We start from the raw sequence: 18537 nt of genomic DNA, 5'->3' as shown, positions 1-18537 counted from the left end.
TGTCACAGCCTCATTTTTTAACTTAACTTCTTAAGAAATTTGTAAAACTCGTTTATTTAAAAGCTTTCAAATTATAAAATACTTTTTTCCCCTTATACTGGGCTAAGTCTCCCAATTCATCTTCAATGCGAAGCAATTGATTATACTTAGCAATTCGGTCCGTTCTACTTAAAGAACCTGTCTTAATTTGACCAGCATTAGTAGCAACTGCGATATCAGCGATCGTTGCATCTTCAGTTTCACCGGATCGATGTGAAATAACTGCAGTATATCCTGCTCGTTTAGCCATTTCAATCGCATCGAAGGTTTCAGTTAGGGTCCCAATTTGATTAACTTTAATTAAGATCGAATTACCCACAGCTTTTTCGATCCCTTTTTGCAAGATCTGGGTATTTGTCACAAAGAGATCATCTCCCACCAATTGTACCTTATCGCCTAAACGCTCGGTAAGTAACTTCCAACCTTCCCAATCATTTTCATCCATCCCATCCTCGATAGTAATAATGGGGTATTTAGTAACTAATTCTTCAAGATATGCTACTTGTTCCTCAGCATTACGTTTAGCTCCTGACTCCCCTTCAAATTGTCCATAATCATAGATGCCATCTTGGAAAAATTCAGATGCAGCACAGTCAAAACCTAAATAGACATCGGATCCCGGTTGATAGCCTGCCTGTTCAATCGCTGCTAAGATTGTCTCGATCCCATCTTCGGTAGATTCAAATCGAGGAGCGAAGCCACCTTCATCGCCAACCGATGTCTCTAATCCTCTTTCCTTTAACAATTTTTTCAGTTGATGGAAAATTTCAGCTCCCCAGCGTAGAGCTTCTTTAAAACTCTCTGCGCCAACTGGTAAAATCATAAATTCTTGGAACGCGATAGGTGCATCCGAATGTGAACCACCATTGACAATATTCATCATCGGAACAGGGAGTTCCTTAGTATTAAAGCCACCAAGATAATGATAGAGTGGTAATCCTAAATAATCCGCCGCTGCTCTTGCTACAGCAATCGAAACTCCTAAAATCGCATTAGCTCCTAATTTACCCTTGTTTGCCGTTCCATCTAGTTCAATCATTGTTCGGTCAATCCCTTGTTGATCTAAAACATCAAAACCAATCAAGGCTTCCGCTAAAACATGATTCACGTGGTCAACAGCCTTGCTAACGCCTTTTCCGTCATAGCGGTCTTGGTCTCCGTCTCGTAATTCAACGGCCTCGTGCTCACCGGTTGAAGCTCCTGAAGGTACCATACCTCGACCAAAAGCACCACTTTCTGTATAGACTTCAACTTCCACTGTTGGGTTACCGCGCGAATCTAAGATTTCACGTGCATAAATATCTGTAATAAATGACATAATTTTACTCCTTTATTGTTACTTAACTGCTACGGCTTGGACTAACTCAATATATGAGGCTGGTTCTAGACTGGCTCCCCCTACTAAAGCTCCATCTATGTCTGATTGATTGATAAATTCTTTAATATTATTAGGTTTTACGGACCCACCATACAAGATACGAATGGCATCCGCAATATCAGCACCCCATTCTTTAGCAATACTTTGACGAAGGCTAGCAATGATCTCATTAGCTTCTTCGCTCGAAGCCGTCTTACCTGTGCCAATCGCCCAAATAGGTTCATAAGCAATGACTATTTTCTTCATAGCATCTGATTCTACCCCTGTTAAAGCTTGCTTAACTTGATTCCATACAAACTCCTTGGTTAAACCTGCTTCATGCTGTTCTAAACTTTCACCACAGCATAAAATAGGCACTAATTCATTAGCTATCGCAGCTTGAACCTTATCATGAATCATTGCATCGCTTTCAGCAAAAAGCTGACGTCTTTCTGAGTGTCCTAAGACCAGATACTTAACCCCCATGTCACTTAATGCCTTTGGACTCACTTCTCCAGTAAAAGCCCCTTGATCTTCTAGATAAGCATTTTGAGCGCCTACTAAAATGGGACTGGCAAAAGCGGCTTGTAAGACCCGGTCAACAAATAAACTTTGGGGAATAATAATACTTTCAACAATCTCTTTATCGGGGATTTGATTCTTTACTTTATTCACAAATTCTTCGGCTTGCGACAAAGTTAGATGCATCTTCCAATTCGCTGCCACTATAGGTATTCGCGTCATTGTTATCCAGTTCCTTTCTATATTTGACTAAACTCGATCTTGAATTGCCGAGATGGCCACTAAATCTTGTCCTTCTAAATAAGTCAATGAGGCACCCCCACCGGTTGAAATATGTGTGAATTCATCTTGATAGCCCAATTGTTTGACAGCTGCTGCTGAATCCCCACCACCTACAATCGTTGTTGCATCCTCTAATTGACCAATCATTTGACAAACAGCAAGTGTTCCCTTCTCAAATCGTGGCATTTCAAAGACACCCATCGGCCCATTCCAAACGACTGTCTTGGCAGATTGAAGCGCTTCTTTAAATCGGTCGATCGTTTTAGGACCAATATCCATTCCCATATAGTCTTCTGGAATTTCATCAATTTCGACAATCTGTGTCTTGGCGTCATTATTAAAGGCACTGGCAACTATATGATCTACCGGCAAGATAAGTTTATCTCCCCCACGCTCTAAAAGTTCTCTAGCTAATTCTAAGCGGTCCGCTTCACAAATTGATTTTCCAATCTCATAGCCTTGCGCCTTTAGGAAAGTATAGGCCATTCCTCCACCAATCAGTAATTTATCCGCTTTATCCAGTAAGTTCTCAATGACTTTAATTTTATCGGAGACCTTCGCTCCTCCTAGAATGGCAACATATGGATGTTTAACGTCATGAATAGCTGGTGCTAATCCCTCTAATTCTTCCTCCATCAAGAATCCTACAGCAGAATCCAAATGACTCGCTATTCCCACATTAGAAGCATGTGCACGGTGTGCTGTTCCGAAGGCATCATTCACAAATAGATCGCCTAAAGAAGCCCAGTAACGCCCTAATTCTGAATCATTTTTAGATTCCTTTTTACCATCAAGATCTTCAAAACGTGTATTTTGTACCAATAACACATCACCGCTTTGCAAGGCTTTTATGGCTGTTTCTAACGCTTCTCCCCGCGTTTGTGGGCAAAAGGCGACTGATTGGTGTAATAACTCCCCTAATCGGATTGCGACAGGCTCCAAATTACGGTCAGGATTTTGCAAATCATCTTGACTTTTGATCTTACCTAGATGCGAAAATAATACTATTTTTGCTTGATGATCGATCAAATACCGAATCGATTTTAGAGCTGCCTTAATCCGATTATCGTCTTGAACTTTACCGTCTTTCATTGGAACATTAAAGTCAACACGCATTAAAACGACTTTTCCTTCAACTTGAAGGTCCTTGATTGTCTTTTTGGACATAATATTCCCCCTAAATAGCTACTAACAAAATGCTTCTTAACTTTCCATCACCAGCAATTATAGGCAAGGCTGTGACGAACATGTCACAGCCTTATTACCGTTTTGCAAATTTAATTTAAATGAATAAAATATTCTAATAATGAAATCATATTAGCAGTAAAGCCGTATTCATTATCATACCAAGCAGCAGTCATAACGATTTGCTCGTCACCTTTACCTACAACCTTCGTTAAAGAAGCGTCAAAAACTGAGCCCGCAGGGTAGCCAATAATATCTGCAGAAACAATTTCATCTTCTTCATAGACGAAAGCATCATTCGTATATTTCTTAACAGCAGCATTCACTTCTTCAGCGGTCACTTCTTTATCAAGAACTGAATACAATTCAGTAATAGAACCAGTAATCGTTGGCACACGCATTGCGGATCCATCAATCTTTCCATTTAATTCTGGAATAACTTTTCCAATTGCCTTAGCAGCCCCTGTTGAAGCCGGAATAATTGAGAAGGCTCCAGCACGGCTCTTACGACCTCCAGGAGCATCTTGTAATTTTTGTGTAGCCGTATATGCATGAACCGTTAACATTTGACCGGACTTCACTCCAAACTCTTTATGAAGTGCATTTACCATTGGCGCTAAACAGTTCGTCGTACAAGAAGCAGCCGAAATAATGACATCATCTTTGGTCAATGTGTCTTGATTCACCCCATATACGATCATTTTCGTTTGGCTATCTTTAGCAGGTGCAGAGATAAGTACCCGTTTAGCACCTGCATCAATATGGGCTTGAGCTTTCTCAGCGCTATTATAAAAGCCCGTACATTCTAGAACATATTCTACACCTAATTCACCCCAAGGTAAGTTGCGCGCATCTTTTTCTTCGAAGGCTTTAATTTCTTTGCCATTGACAACTAGCGCGTCTTCTTTAACAGCTACCTCATAAGGAAAACGACCTTGAGCAGAATCATATTTTAAAAGATAAGCTAGGTCTTCATTATCTGTAAGATCATTGATTGCTACAACTTCAAGATCTGATTTTTTCTCCAAAATACGACGTAAAGCTAACCGTCCAATCCGGCCGAATCCATTAATTGCAATTTTAGTCGTCATTACAGTTCCTCCTTGGAATTATCAATTTGAGCCTATTATACCATGAATCCGTTTAACATTTAATCCCTAAAGTAGGCTAAATTGAAAATGCTATCTTTTTTGTTGGAATATAATCCATAGCATTATTCGATTTTTAAATGGCAAAAAATGAAATAGGAGACTCAGGGATGATCCCTTAGTCTCCTAATAACGAATTATTATTTTTATGTTTTAACCGACTGTCTATTTTTCGTAAAAATCGCTGTTTTTCGAGTTATCCTCCACGCTAGCAACCACTATCGTTGAATCGTGTAAGATAATTGATTAACTATGATCAATCTTTTCTATTGGGTAATTTCTTACTTTCTAAGACCTCATCTACTAGTCCGTATTCCTTGGCTTCAATCGCAGTCATGAAATTATCACGATCGGTATCCTTCTCAATCACTTCAATGGGTTGACCGGTCCGTTCACTCAAAATTTGATTAAGCCGTTGACGCGTTTTTAAAATATGTCTCGCAGCAATCTCAATTTCCGTTGCTTGTCCTTGAGCACCACCTAGGGGTTGGTGGATCATAATTTCAGCATTAGGCAGGGCATAACGTTTTCCCTTCGTTCCAGCCGCAAGTAATACCGAACCCATGGAAGCTGCCAAACCAATCACAATCGTCTGCACATCGGCCTTAATAAAATTCATTGTATCAAAAATAGCCAATCCTGCTGTAACTGAGCCTCCTGGAGAATTAATATAAAGATAAATATCTTTATCAGGATCTTGTGCATCTAAAAAGAGCAATTGAGCGATGACGGCGTTCGCCATATTATCTTCCACTTGACCGGAAAGCATTATAATACGATCTTTTAACAAACGAGAATAGATATCATAGGCTCGTTCGCCACGAGAAGTCTGTTCAATTACTGTTGGTACTAAATTCATTCAATCTCCTCCTTTTGAAGCTATTTAAGCATCTACCTTAGTATAAATTAATGGTCAAATTAGGTCAAGCAATATGCTTCATTACAAAATAAAAAGGTACTAACGGTAAGCCCCCTAGTACCTTTATTGAATTAATTATTCACAACTTTTTTACCATCATAATAACCGCAAGCTGAACAAACGCGGTGGCTTAACTTTAATTCTCCACATTCAGGACATGCATTCATTCCCGGAACATTTAACTTAAAGTGCGTACGACGTTTTCTTTTAACGGATTTTGATGTTCTTCTCTTTGGTACTGCCATTATTGACACCTCCTGAAATTATTGTGATGATTCGACATCATCCTTATTTAATAACGTTTTTAAGGCTGAAAAACGCGGATCGACGGTTTCTATTTCTTCTTGACGGTTTTGATATTCTTCCTCTGTCAGAACGTCCCAATCATTTCCCTTAGGGAGTTCTTGGCCTTCTTCATCTGAAGCGAGCACCTTATATGGTAAATTCAGGAGAATATTATCCACCGCCGAAGTGATTAAATCAATATAATCATGGTCAAGCGTTAAAGTAGTTTCTTCATAGTCTAAAAGAGTCTCATCCATTCCTGGTCGGACATAGCGTTCTTTTACCTCGATCTCTAAAGGTACTTGAACCGGCTTTAGACTGCGAGTGGACGGTAGGGTCACTTTTGCCTTTAGTTGGCAATGCAGAAAGATATCCTCTTGTCTATCTACGAAATACCCTTTTGCTTGAACTGGGCTAATCGCAATAATCTCAGATTTTCTTTCTTTTATCGCCGCTTGGATATCCAAGGTTTCATCAAAGGAAAGGATCCCTTCACGACTTTGATCGTGAATCTGACGTATCGTCCATTTCATTTCTATCACCTCTAAAACGACAAAGGTAATTATACGTAACTTTGTCTAAAATGTCAATCTTTGCTGTCATTAAAACGGAAGAATCATAGCCCGTCTTTTCACAATTTGTTCTGGAACTTGATGATTTAGATTATTCTGATAAATACGATCTACTTTTAAATTTAATTGATAGGAGTCTTCAATCGTTTGACTTAAATTCGTAAACAATTGAACAGTCCCTTGACGACGGCTTTTTAAAAATGCCTGACCTCGTCGATTAAATCCTAGCACTCGTAAAGCTGGCTTTTCATCAAAAACATTCAAAGCGCTTTGCCATTGGCTTTTGGTATTAGCTAATAAGATTTGTAATAAGACTCGCTGAACCGCTGCGCGAGTCCAACGTTGATTTACCAATCGATTGAGTAAATCCTCGTAGCTCGTTGAAAGCAGAGCTGCTTGATAGATAGCTGTCTCAACACCATCTTTCACCAAATGTATCGTCTTGAGTTGGGAAATACCGCGAGAGATGATGGCATATTTTAATAAAGGATAATAATCCTCCCACCTTATTAAGGGGCCTGATAAGTATGCTTGATAGCTTGCAATCGGCAAATCAGCCGCTTGCAGTTGCCCATGAATCATACGGGACCGTAACTGACTCGCTGAAAAAATCTGGCCCGGCATGAGGTATTGGGGTAGCTCCAGACTTTGAAAAATAGTCTCTGCTTTTTTCTCTCGTTGAATAACGATCATTTTGGTTTTCGTTTGATGGAGTTCTTGATAGTAACCAAATCCCAGGAGATTATTTCCCTCTTTTAAATTCACAGGATCTTTGATAAATTGATCTCTTTGAAGACTCTCCAAGGCAATTTCGTAGGCCTTAGGATATGACGATCCTTCCTTTAATGCTGCTTTCAGGTAATTATCAAAAGTCGACTGATGGTCATTCAATAACCGATATAAATCATGATACGCATGTGTATCTAACCCATGACTAGCAAAAGCAAGAAAATCACATTGCAACGCTGCTACCAATTCCGCAGATCGTCTGGCAAAATAATCAGCTGCTTGAATCGTGGCAGTAGCAGGTAATTCTAATACTAAATCAGCCCCATTTAAGAGGGCAGATTGCGCCCGTTGCCATTTATCTAAGATGGCGAATTCTCCCCGTTGAACGCTATTACCACTCATCAATACCATCATACACTGCGCCTGACTTTGACGACGAGCTTCTTTTAGTAGGTATGCATGTCCATAGTGGAAAGGATTGAATTCCGCAATTACTGCACAAGTACGCATCAATCTTCCTCCTTATAACAAGCAAAAAACCAACGAGCAGCAGTTTTATCCTGATCCGGCGAATAGGCATCTAGGCTAAAATCACACGTCACCTTAATTCGAGAAGATTTAAACCCTACTGCCTGTAATAAGGTTAAATAGGTTGACATAGGATAAGTTCGTTCAATCAAAGTTGTCTTTAGACGTTGATACATCCTTGGATCTTCTACCGATTGCTCATAGTAAGTCAATTGATGTTGAACCCTTAACTGACTTTCATCCACCTGACTATCCCATAATAGAGCTCCTCGATCATCCTGATCATGATAGGAAAAATCCGCAAAATAATCGGTCAATTGATACGGCGTCCAAACGTCAAACAATAAAAGCCCTCCTGGTACTAAGCGCTGATATAATTGGTCCAAGGCACGTCTTAAAGATACCTCATCAACTAGGAAACACAAACTATCCGCATAACAAGTCACTAAATCATAATCACTCGCTAAACTCTTTAAATCAAGCATGTCAGCTTGAAAAAACTGACCATTCATCAGTGGTTCGTTAATAGAATCTGAATTGCCTGCTAACATCGCTGGATCACGATCAAAACCATGAATCTCTTTGGTAAAAGGTGCAAGCATGCGAGTAAAATACCCCGTCCCGCACGCTGCATCCAAAACTTTATAACCCGGACCATCAAGATGTGCCAAGGTAAAAGTTAACCATTCTTCATATAGACTTAGATCATTAAAACGATCATAGATTGTCGCAATATTTTTAAACTCGTTCATTAATTGAGCCATGAGCTAACATCCATAAGTGGAGCATCTGCCCAAATTTTTTCCAAATTATAATGACTTCGTTCTTCATAATGAAAAACATGGACCAAGATGTCATACACATCAATCAAAATCCAACGTCCACCCTCTTTACCTTCAATTCCTTTAATGTCAAGCCCAGATTCATGTAATTTTTCACAAATTGAGTCCACAATCGCCTTTAACTGACGATCATTAGATGCTTGCATAATCACAAAGTACTCTGCCATAGGCGTCAAACCACTCACATCTAAAGCCATGATATCTTGAGCCATCCGATCATCCGCTGCTCTAACAATCAGTTCTAATTTTTCAATTGATTTAATAGTCATCCTATTCTATATAACTCCTTCTTTTTTTATTCCTTGTGTCCATGCATTGTAAGCCTCCAATTGCAATGGGTAAATCTCAGTGCATTGGTTCATCAAATGACTAAAACTCATCCGAATTTTGTCATAACAAGCCTGATCTAAATTCTCAAAAGCCTTCTTTCGAATTCGATCAACCCCTTCAAATTGACGGCCTGGTTCAATATAATCAGCTAAATAAAGAATTTTAGCTAACTGAGACATATCAGGCTGTCCGGTCGTATGAAAGGCAATCGCTTGAAGAATCTCATCATCTTGACAAGCAAATTCTTGTTTACAAATCTGAGCTGCTGCAAACCCATGCCATATAGCTCCATTGGCTGACCGTAAATCCTCTTTGGGATAATAAGCTAGAGCTAGCTCCAATAGCTGTGCATCGGGCATTTCTTTCGCATAATCATGCATCAAACACACAATCGATGTTTTTTCAACGGATTCATGATAGCGTTTAGCTAACATCATACCGGTTGCTTCTACTCCTAGCACATGCTTAAAGCGCTTGGAGGATAATTTGATTCTTAAGCGTTCAATAAGTTCATCTCGGGAAATTATGAGCCAGTTCGTTTGATAAGTTATCATTTTCATTGTCTCTCCTATCTGGGATATGCATAAAGACCTTGCTGCTGAATGTAAGCCTCTACTACAGCTGGTACTTGATAACGGATGGACTGGTCAAGATAGACCCTTAAGCGAATTTCAGTGGAAGATAGGTCTACAAGCGGGCTATCTACCCATAAAATAGGGTATTTATCCTGCTCAACCATGAATCCCGGTCGATTCACCCCGACAATTTGCACTAATTGAAGGAGTTCGTCAGGTTTGTACCAAGTCGGTAAATCCTTGACGGAATCAGCCCCCATAATAAAATAAAAGTCCGTTTCTGGGTAATTTTCCTTAAAATGACGCAGAGTATCCACCGAATAATTCTTTCCTCCACGATTCACTTCATAACTTTGTAACTTAAATAGGGGGTTATCCGCGATCGCTAATTCAACCATCTTTAGCCGATGACTAGCAGCAATCGTTGTTTTTCCTGGAACATGAGGCGGTTTAGCTGTTGGCATAAACCAAACTTCATCTAGCTCCAATTGAGTCCCCACCTGCTGTGCCATCATCAAGTGACCTAAATGCGGTGGATTAAAAGTACCTCCCAGAATGCCAATCCGTTGATTAGACTTAGGCTGATGAATAACTAAGGTGGAAGAATCTGTCATAACTTCCTCATTCACCTCAATTGTATCAATAGTATTTGCACCCATCACATGCATGGCTGGTAATTTCATGACTTAATCTCCTATTTTAGCCACGTCTTGACTCAGCGATTGATATTTTTCTTTTTTAGATGGCCGATAAAGAACCGCCGTACTTCCAATTACGTGTACCACATGCGCCTGAGTCGTCTGTGCGATCCTCTCAGTCACTTGGTCAATCTCTTCACTCGTATTCTGAAGGAGGTTAAATTTAATTAATTCCCTTTTTTCAAGTGCGGAATCTATTTGTTCAATAAAGGCCTCCGTCAAGCCTTGTTTACCCATTTGAAAAATTGGCTTTTCTTTTTGACCTACTTTTCTTAAAAATTTAAGTTGTGCTTTTGATAAGTTTGTCATACTTTCTCCTTTCTTATTAAATCATGGATGGACGAACAACAGGAACCATTCCTTTAGGAAGTTGAACATTCACTTGTACTCTTTCATTGACCGCTATCCACCCTAATCCAGGAATAACTAAGTCTTGATCAGACTTAACCGTTAGATGATGGGCTTGCCATTGAGGAATCAGACTTCTCTCCTTAGCTGTCGGAGGCATTAGTAAATCATCACAATGCGCTTTATAAAAATCCGCGGCTTTTTCTAATTTACTTCGATGCAAATACAAATCATTAGCCACGTTTAAGATAAAACTAGTCCGCTCCCCTTCCACAAAATCAATTTGACACAGCCCAGCTAAAAATAGCGTCTGCTTGGGATTCAACTGAAATACTCTAGGTTTAATTGGTTTTTGCGGGATGACTTGGCCATAACTTTTACGACTCAAATAATGTGCCCATTGATCCTTCTTCACAAAGCCAGGTGTATCTACTAAACCATATTCTTCCGATAAAGGAATCCGAATAAGATCCAAAGTCGTTCCGGGATGATTCGATGTGGTAATCACTTCTTGATCGCCCCCATAATGCTGAATCAAACGATTTAACAAGGTCGATTTACCGACATTAGTGATTCCCACTAAATAGATATCTCGGTCTTGAATGAAATGATTAATAACCTCAACTAATCCTTCAATCCCATTGGCTTGCTTGCCTGAAGCAAGAATTACTTGCTTGGGCTTTAATCCTAAACTGCGAATATACTGCATCAACCAATGTGTTAGTCGTGATCGATTCACAGATTTTGGTAGGAGATCCACTTTATTCGCTATAACCACAATATTATCCTGACCTAGCAAACGAGGCAAACTTGTTAATAGACTCCCTTCAATATCGAAGATATCGATAACATGAATAATCAGAGCCTGATCATCGGTAATTTTTCGAAGCTTATCTAGGAAAAAGTCTTCATCCAGTTCTAAATCACTTAATTCATTATAATGTCTCAAACGAAAGCAACGTTGGCAGTAGAAATCTCCCTTTTCAAGCCCCTTTTTAAAAGCAGAAGCAGGCAAGTAACCCAATCGATCTGGTGATTCGGTTTGGATTAAAGCACCACAACCAATACACTGATAACCTGCTTGATGATCATTTGTTTCCAAGCTCTCCCCCCCAATCTGAATGGCTATCAATACCTAAAATTTTAAAAGCATAACGCTCTAACTTACGATTCACATAAGTATATACATTATCATGATTAAGTATTGGCTTAACCAAAATAACCGACAGTCCTAAACGATTAGCTCCAATTACATCCGTCATAATTTGATCCCCAATCACAACAACCTCTTCTTTTTTAAGGCCCAAGGCCTTTAAGGCTTTTTTAAAGTTATACGTTAAGGGCTTTAAGGCATTCGCTTTAAAAGGAAGTTCCAAAGGATCAGCCACACGCTTAACCCGCTCTGGATAATTATTTGAAAGAATAAAGCAAGAAATTCCAGCCTGATTCATCATCTCAACCCACTGGCTAAGCTGGGGAGTCCCCTCCGCTTGATTCCACGCTAACAAAGTATTATCTAAATCAACAATCATTCCACGGATTCCTTGACGAAGTAAATCCTCTGCATCTAGATTATAAGGCGAATTAACCATCCATGTCGGACGAATTAAATGTTTAAGTCTCATAAGCGCTCCTTCTTTTTATATAGCTTATAGTATATCATATCCGCACGCTATTATTAAAAAAGAGACCGGATCTACGATAAAAAAACTGTTTACAAACTCAACCTCATCGATTCAGTCTGTAAACAGTCTTTTAATTAATCTAACAAATCAAAAATTTCAATAGCTACTAAATCAATATTATCAAAGCGAAAAACCGTATTCGTTTGACTATCAGTCATTTCAAAAATATCTTCGTTGAGTAGGTAGGCCACTTGACATTTTTCAACGCCCTCCAACTCAAAACGACGAACTTCAATGGTCTCATTAGTTTTTGTCATAGTTTCTAAGCGTTGAATGATCCCTGTTAAAACTGATGCTTTCATTTTATCTCTCCCATCTTCAACTCTTCTGATCGAATGATTGTATGGTAACAAATTCAGATAGAATTGCAAGAACTTTATGGTCTAAATAGCTATTAATTTAATAAGAAGCCTCTCTCTTAAGAAGACTTAGCGATCTATTTTATCACCAATAACCAATTCCCTGACGCCTTGTTTAATTTTATTAAAGAAGACATCAAATAAGTCATGTTCCTCTTTAGCATATGCTTCTTGCATCTTTTGGTAAAAAGCAAGCACCTCATCAGCAAATTTTTCACTAGACAGCTCATAGAGATCACTTTCTTGGATTGGAGCAATCTGTCCAGCTGCTTGTTCAGCTAAAAATTCGGCAGTTACCCCAGCTAATGTCTCCTGATTTGTATATAATCGGCCAAAACTATCCTTGACCATAATCGATTTAAGGTAGTCATTTTCTTTAGCAATAATGGGACAGCGATTGACCAATGATTCGAGGTAAGTCAAGCCCTGCGACTCCGATTGACTGGCATTTAGATATAGATCAGCTATTTGATAATAATCAGATACATGCTCATGATCGACAAAGCCAACAAAGTCAACTTCCAAATGATGCTTACGACAATAAAGTTCCAGAGCTTCTCTTTCTGGTCCATCCCCTGCAACAAGTAACTGTAGCTTTTTATTCGTTTGTCGTAACTCCTTATAAGCCTCTAACACTTCCTGAATATTCTTTTCTTTAGATAGTCGTGAAAGCGTCAAAAGGACCGTATCTTCTGCTTGGATTCCCATTTTTTGACGCAAATCCTGCCGCAAGTCTGTCTTAACCGTTTGGATTGGGACGCCTGTTGGAATTACTTGAATAGGAACCGTCACCCCATAATCCTGCAAAGTATCTTGCGTCAATTGACTCGGTGCGATAACACCATCCGCTCGGTTACAATATTGTTTAGATAAGGCACGAACATGACTAGGCTGTAATAGCATACCATCCATAATATAATGTGTATAGTTTTCATACATTGTATGATAAGTATGAACTAAAGGTATTTTTAAGCGACTCGCCACATAATGTCCCGTTAGCCCAACGGAAAACTCGGTATGCGTATGAATTAAATCTAAATCCATAGACCGAGCTATTTTTAAGCAGCGATCAAAGCCACGGTATGCAATCCGCCGATCAGCAAAACTTAAAAATGGAAGGGATGCAAGTCGAACGATATCTTGCTCTTCTTCCGCCTTAGGATCTGTTGTAGTGAATATAATCACTTGATGTCCCTGTTTTCGTAATTCATCAGTTAAAGTTTTTATTGACGTTGACACCCCACTTAATTGCGGAAAATATGTGTCCGTAAACATACCTATTTTCATAACAATTCCTTTCTTTACATGGGCCTTTACCTTAATTATAGCCTAAGTTTTGTTAAGATCCTAGTTTTATCTGAAGGAATTTTTAAACATAGCATTTTATTAAAATAGCTTCCTAGTTACTATTATAACCCTAGCAATTATCCTATACATACCCATTTATTAATGGTAATATTAGATGCAACAGTCATATATAGAGGAGCTTATTGATGATAAAAAATTCTACTAATCCATCCCAAAAAAGACTTACTACTTTACAAGTCTCCCTTTTAGGAATTATCCTAGGTTTACGAATTGTTCTATCCTTCGTCCCATCCATCAACCTTGGTAATCTCGTCCAACTAGGAGTTGGATTTATAGGGGCTGCACTGTCTGGAGCTCTATTCGGCCCTTGGTACGCCCTTATCCTTTCACTTTTTAATGATTTAATCACTTCGCTTTTACAAGGTAAAAATATATTCTTGGGCTTCACCCTATCAGCTGGACTTGGTGGTCTTTTTTATGGCTATTTTTTATATCGTAAGCCAGCTTCTTGGAAAAACATTTTCTTTGCCGTTTTATCGGTGACCCTAATCATTAATCTTGGTCTAAACTCTATTTGGATTAAAATGATGTATGGCAAAGCGTGGGCTGTTTTTATGCCAATGCGGATCGTTAAAAATACACTATCGCTTCCATTAAATACAATCATTCTATATTTCGTTTTTAATAACCGAACTGTAAAATCTTTTATTAATAAATATCAATTTTAATTCTCATAGAATACCAAAACAACTAAAAAAACTCGCTGTAGAAGCTTTTATAAAGTCTCTACAGCGAGTTTTTTTATGTCAAAGAAGCAGTATCCTTGATAAGGACCAGCAATCATTAGCCAGACTAACTTTCAGCAATGATAGCTTCTAATAATCTTTGAACCTCTTCTTGGGTACAGGTTTCATTCAAAATTCGGTCTAAAATCGACTGACCAACCTGACTATCCAGTTTACGAATTAAGTGTCTCTGCTTTAAAATACTAGCTGCAGACATCGAAAATTCATCTAAACCCATAGCCAATAATAAAGGTGCAGCCGCTGCTTCTCCTGCCATCTCACCACACATACCCACCCATTTTCCTTCTTTATGAGCAGCATCAATCACAAATTTTATCAATCTCAATATAGAGGGATTAAAGGGTTGATAAAGATATGAAATTCGTTCATTCATTCTATCAGCAGCCATCGTGTATTGAATCAAATCATTAGTGCCTATTGAAAAGAAATCTACTTCCTTAGCAAAATGATCTGCTAATAACGCTGCTGCTGGTATTTCAATCATCATACCCAATTGAATATCGCTAGAAACAGAATGTCCCTGTTGAATTAATTCTTCTTTTACTGATTCAAAAATTCGTTTAGCTTGGCGAAACTCATCTAAGCTAGCGATCATCGGAAACATAATTCTTAACTGCCCATAGATAGAGGCTCTTAACAAAGCCCTAAGTTGCATTCTAAAAAGGGCCTCTTGATCCAAGCATAAGCGGATTGCTCGATATCCTAAAAATGGATTCATCTCTTGAGGCATTGTCATATAGGGTAATGTTTTGTCCCCACCAATATCCATGGTTCGAACCACGACTTGTTTTGGAGCCATTTTTTCTAAAACGAATTTATAAGCCTTAAATTGTGCTTCTTCACTAGGCATAGTGTCTGAATCCATGTATAAGAATTCAGTACGATATAGACCGATCCCTTCTGCCCCGTTCTTGATAGCCATCTCCAAGTCTTCCGGCCTACCGATATTAGCAGCAAGCTCTACCTTTACTCCATCTTTAGATTGGGTATTTTTATGAATAAGGGCTTGCAACTGCTGGGACTCTTGATCTAATTGGTTAATTTTTGCTTGATAAACTGCCTGCTCATCAAGACTAGGTTTTAATATAAAGTGCCCTGATATAGCATCCACGATCCCGTGTTGACACCCCTTAACCTTAACCATTAGATCTTTTACACCCACGATGGCTGGAATTCCAAGCGACCGAGCCATAATCGCTGAATGAGAGGTCCGACCACCCACTTCAGTTACAAAGGCCTTTACAAAGCGGGGATCTAACTGAGCCGTATCACTTGGCGTTAAATCGTGAGCCACAATGATAGCAGGTTGATTTAATTGCCAAGAACCTTTTGACTGCTTTCCTAGGAGCTGCGCCATCAATCGTTGACTAACATCTCGAATATCCATGGAACGCTCTTTCATATAGTCATTCTCGGACATCGCTTCAAAGCTAGTCAAATAGAAGCGGCACACCTGTTGTAAAGCCGCCTCTGCATTTAGATGTTCATTTAATATTTTGTCATAAATCGCTTGTAAGAACTCTGGATCTTCTAGCATTAACTGGTGTGCATCAAACACCTTTGCTTCTTCTTCACCCATGGTTAAACAAGCTTGAGAGCGCAATTGATCAATCTCTTGTTTAGAAGCTTCAATTGCTTGAAGCAACCGTTCTTTTTCTCGGTCTGGATCCTTCACATAATAAGTATTAAAGCTTAAATCCGCCTTTTCTAAACAATAAAGAGGGGCTAACGCAATCCCATCACTGGCAGCGATCCCCTTCAACTTTTGCGACATTAGTCTGATAATCCTTCTTTTTTCATTGTCTCTTTAACAACAGCCATTGCTTCTTCTTCATCAGAACCTTCTGTAAGAATAGTTACTTCTGATCCCTGACCCACACCTAAAGACATCACTCCCATAATGGATTTAAGGTTAACAGATTTTCCTTTATATTCTAGCGTGATATCTGAAGAAAATTTACTTGCTGCTTGTACTAACAAAGTAGCTGGACGAGCATGAATTCCAGTTTCTGATGTTACAACAAAGTTTTCCTTTTTCATATTTGATCTCTCCTTAATGATATTGCTTCGATGGTAAATCACTTACCTTATGCTAAAGGTAAACGTTGACATAATTATACACAAAAAAATGGTTAAAAGCGATAGAAAATAGATTTTTGTCAAGAACTAAACATAAATAACTCAACTAGTTCATAAAATCTTGAATCCATTTATAAACCATTCGCTCTCCAAAACTACATTTTAGCAATTGTGGTCACTTTAATAGACGACTGCCATGGCTGTAACTGACGATTACTGGTCCTATTAATAAGATTTAAATCTTTCCACATACCACCAGGTCATTGTTATTTATACCATTAGTACGCTCTTTATTACATTAATTGTTTAAGATGAACTTCTGGATGCTTATCTTTAAACCAATTTTCGGCAAACATATTTTCAAAAAGGAATACCGGTTGGTCAAAACGATCTCTAACTAACAAATTGCGTGATGAAGACATTTTCGGATCTAATTCAGCAGGATCAATCCAGCGAGCAATTTTGGAGCCCATATTCTCCATCTCCACTTCAGCATTATATTCATTCTTCAAACGATATTGGAAAACCTCAAACTGCAAAGCCCCGACCGCTCCAATAATATACTCTTCTGTATGATAAGAACGATAGAGTTGGACAGCGCCTTCTTGAACGAGTTGTTGCATTCCTTTATGAAAGGATTTTTGTTTCATCACATTTTTTGGCGATACTTTCATAAATAATTCAGGGGTAAATTGAGGTAAATCCGGAAATTGAACTTCCTGATTACCTGCATAAATGGTATCTCCGATTTGAAGATTGCCTGTATCATAGAGACCAATAATATCTCCTGCATAAGCATCTTGAATCTCTTCACGACTATCTGCCAAAAATTGGGTTGTATGAGCCATCCTTAAAGTCTTACCCGTTCGTTGAAGAGTCACGTTCATACCCTTTTCGAATTTGCCTGAAATAATTCGCACAAATGCAATTCGGTCTCGGTGAGCCGGATTCATGTTCGCTTGAATCTTAAAAATAAAACCAGTTAGGTTCTTTTGAACCGGATCTATAACCTCACCAGTTACCGTCTCAACAGCTGCTGGACTAGGTGCTAAATCCACAAATGCATCTAAAAAGGTCTGTACTCCAAATCCTGTCAAAGCTGACCCAAAGAAGACTGGTGTTAATTTTCCACAATTAACTTTTTCTCGATCAAACTGATTCCCGGCTTCATGTAATAAATCGGCTTCTTCAATCGCTTGACTATAAATGGAAGACTTAGTGAAATCATATTGACCTTGAAGCAGCATTGGATCCGCTAAATCTATTAACTCATCTTCATCCTGCGAGTGCCGAATTTCTAAACGCTGATTATATAAATCATAAAGACCTAACAAAGTCTTACCCATACCCATCGGCCAGTTCATAGCATAGGCATCAATACCTAGGACTTCTTCTAATTCAGAAACTAAATCTAGAGGTTCTCGCCCATCTCGGTCTAACTTATTCATAAAGGTAAAAATAGGAATACCTCTTTTGGAAACCACTTCAAAGAGTTTTTTAGTTTGAGGTTCAATACCCTTGCCTGTATCCACCACCATCACACAAGCATCCACTGCCATCAAGGTCCGATAGGTATCTTCCGAAAAATCTTCGTGACCAGGCGTGTCTACGATATTAATCTGGTACCCATCATAATCTACCTGCATTACCGAAGATGTAACAGAGATCCCTCTTTGCTTTTCGATCTCCATCCAATCTGATTTGGCAAATTTGTTCGATTTTTTCCCTTTAGCTTTGACAGTCCCAGCCTCTCGAATTGCTCCTGAGTATAGCAGAAGATGCTCTGTAATGGTTGTTTTACCAGCATCCGGGTGAGAAATAATCGCAAATGTCCGCCGACGTTTAACTTCTTTGTTCAAGTTTTCTTCCATTTATAACTCCTCAAAATAAATTCTTTTTCATATAGTCAAATAAGAAAGCTGGACAAAGCCAGCTTTCATT

21 protein-coding genes are annotated in these 18537 nt (G+C 38.8%); 1 reads left to right on the top strand and 20 read right to left on the bottom strand.

All coding sequences use genetic code 11. The features are described from left to right. Nucleotides 1-52: 52 nt before the first annotated feature. From eno to HMPREF2758_RS01525, 17 genes are all read right to left on the bottom strand, one after another. A complete protein-coding gene (eno, locus tag HMPREF2758_RS01605; protein ID WP_070608742.1) occupies nt 53-1357 on the bottom strand; it encodes a phosphopyruvate hydratase in 1305 nt (434 codons plus the stop codon). Between the two features lie 18 nt (nt 1358-1375). Then, nucleotides 1376-2140: a triose-phosphate isomerase gene (tpiA, locus tag HMPREF2758_RS01600; protein ID WP_070608740.1), complete on the bottom strand. Its 765-nt coding sequence runs from the start codon at nt 2138-2140 to the stop codon at nt 1376-1378. Between the two features lie 27 nt (nt 2141-2167). Further along, the gene (gene pgk, locus HMPREF2758_RS01595) at nt 2168-3367 is read right to left on the bottom strand and encodes a phosphoglycerate kinase (protein ID WP_070608739.1); all 1200 of its coding nucleotides are present in this window, start codon (nt 3365-3367) and stop codon (nt 2168-2170) included. A 110-nt stretch (nt 3368-3477) separates the two neighbouring features. Further along, nucleotides 3478-4476: a type I glyceraldehyde-3-phosphate dehydrogenase gene (gene gap / locus HMPREF2758_RS01590; protein ID WP_070608737.1), complete on the bottom strand. Its 999-nt coding sequence runs from the start codon at nt 4474-4476 to the stop codon at nt 3478-3480. 313 nt (nt 4477-4789) lie between these two features. Continuing rightward, nucleotides 4790-5392: an ATP-dependent Clp endopeptidase proteolytic subunit ClpP gene (clpP, locus tag HMPREF2758_RS01585; RefSeq protein ID WP_070608735.1), complete on the bottom strand. Its 603-nt coding sequence runs from the start codon at nt 5390-5392 to the stop codon at nt 4790-4792. A 131-nt stretch (nt 5393-5523) separates the two neighbouring features. Then, entirely contained in the window at nt 5524-5697 is a 174-nt protein-coding gene (gene rpmF, locus HMPREF2758_RS01580; RefSeq protein WP_070608733.1) for a 50S ribosomal protein L32, read from the bottom strand. Nucleotides 5698-5715: 18 nt separating this feature from the next. Continuing rightward, a complete protein-coding gene (locus HMPREF2758_RS01575) occupies nt 5716-6270 on the bottom strand; it encodes a YceD family protein (protein WP_070608731.1) in 555 nt (184 codons plus the stop codon). Nucleotides 6271-6339: 69 nt separating this feature from the next. Further along, nucleotides 6340-7548: a tRNA(Met) cytidine acetate ligase gene (locus HMPREF2758_RS01570; protein ID WP_070608729.1), complete on the bottom strand. Its 1209-nt coding sequence runs from the start codon at nt 7546-7548 to the stop codon at nt 6340-6342. Then, nucleotides 7548-8330, bottom strand: a complete 783-nt coding sequence (locus HMPREF2758_RS01565; RefSeq protein ID WP_070608727.1) for a class I SAM-dependent DNA methyltransferase — start codon at nt 8328-8330, stop codon at nt 7548-7550. Before HMPREF2758_RS01565 ends, HMPREF2758_RS01570 begins: the two co-directional genes overlap by 1 nt. Further along, on the bottom strand, nt 8318-8677 hold the full coding sequence (gene rsfS / locus HMPREF2758_RS01560; RefSeq protein WP_070608723.1) for a ribosome silencing factor: 360 nt from the start codon (nt 8675-8677) through the stop codon (nt 8318-8320). The genes HMPREF2758_RS01565 and rsfS overlap by 13 nt, the downstream gene beginning before the upstream one ends. A gap of 6 nt (nt 8678-8683) precedes the next feature. Next, nucleotides 8684-9292, bottom strand: coding sequence for a bis(5'-nucleosyl)-tetraphosphatase (symmetrical) YqeK (gene yqeK, locus HMPREF2758_RS01555; RefSeq protein ID WP_246823150.1), 609 nt, complete (start codon nt 9290-9292; stop codon nt 8684-8686). A 14-nt stretch (nt 9293-9306) separates the two neighbouring features. Further along, on the bottom strand, nt 9307-9996 hold the full coding sequence (locus HMPREF2758_RS01550) for a nicotinate-nucleotide adenylyltransferase (protein WP_006908094.1): 690 nt from the start codon (nt 9994-9996) through the stop codon (nt 9307-9309). A 3-nt stretch (nt 9997-9999) separates the two neighbouring features. Further along, a complete protein-coding gene (gene yhbY, locus HMPREF2758_RS01545; RefSeq protein ID WP_006908095.1) occupies nt 10000-10320 on the bottom strand; it encodes a ribosome assembly RNA-binding protein YhbY in 321 nt (106 codons plus the stop codon). 16 nt (nt 10321-10336) lie between these two features. Next, nucleotides 10337-11461, bottom strand: a complete 1125-nt coding sequence (gene yqeH, locus HMPREF2758_RS01540) for a ribosome biogenesis GTPase YqeH (RefSeq protein ID WP_070608720.1) — start codon at nt 11459-11461, stop codon at nt 10337-10339. Beyond that, entirely contained in the window at nt 11448-11984 is a 537-nt protein-coding gene (locus HMPREF2758_RS01535; RefSeq protein WP_070608718.1) for a YqeG family HAD IIIA-type phosphatase, read from the bottom strand. The genes yqeH and HMPREF2758_RS01535 overlap by 14 nt, the downstream gene beginning before the upstream one ends. 134 nt (nt 11985-12118) lie before the next feature. Beyond that, a complete protein-coding gene (locus HMPREF2758_RS01530) occupies nt 12119-12346 on the bottom strand; it encodes a DUF1797 family protein (protein WP_070608716.1) in 228 nt (75 codons plus the stop codon). Nucleotides 12347-12472: 126 nt separating this feature from the next. Beyond that, nucleotides 12473-13690: a glycosyltransferase family 4 protein gene (locus tag HMPREF2758_RS01525; protein ID WP_070608713.1), complete on the bottom strand. Its 1218-nt coding sequence runs from the start codon at nt 13688-13690 to the stop codon at nt 12473-12475. Between the two features lie 206 nt (nt 13691-13896). Between HMPREF2758_RS01525 and HMPREF2758_RS01520 the strand changes: the two genes are divergently transcribed. Next, nucleotides 13897-14439 (top strand): folate family ECF transporter S component, encoded by a 543-nt coding sequence (locus HMPREF2758_RS01520; RefSeq protein ID WP_006908100.1) that lies wholly within the window; start codon nt 13897-13899, stop codon nt 14437-14439. Nucleotides 14440-14563: 124 nt separating this feature from the next. On the opposite strand, the gene ptsP is transcribed toward HMPREF2758_RS01520, so the two are convergent. The 3 genes from ptsP to HMPREF2758_RS01505 form a co-directional block, all read right to left on the bottom strand. Continuing rightward, a complete protein-coding gene (ptsP, locus tag HMPREF2758_RS01515; protein ID WP_006908101.1) occupies nt 14564-16291 on the bottom strand; it encodes a phosphoenolpyruvate--protein phosphotransferase in 1728 nt (575 codons plus the stop codon). Continuing rightward, a complete protein-coding gene (locus HMPREF2758_RS01510; RefSeq protein WP_006908102.1) occupies nt 16291-16557 on the bottom strand; it encodes a phosphocarrier protein HPr in 267 nt (88 codons plus the stop codon). Before HMPREF2758_RS01510 ends, ptsP begins: the two co-directional genes overlap by 1 nt. A gap of 332 nt (nt 16558-16889) precedes the next feature. Further along, nucleotides 16890-18467 (bottom strand): peptide chain release factor 3, encoded by a 1578-nt coding sequence (locus HMPREF2758_RS01505; protein ID WP_070608711.1) that lies wholly within the window; start codon nt 18465-18467, stop codon nt 16890-16892. Between the last annotated feature and the right edge of the window lie 70 nt (nt 18468-18537).

It is taken from the genome of Facklamia sp. HMSC062C11 (assembly GCF_001810675.1).
Lineage (GTDB): Bacteria > Bacillota > Bacilli > Lactobacillales > Aerococcaceae > Facklamia > Facklamia hominis.
This window is presented reverse-complemented; position numbering and strand designations above follow the sequence as displayed.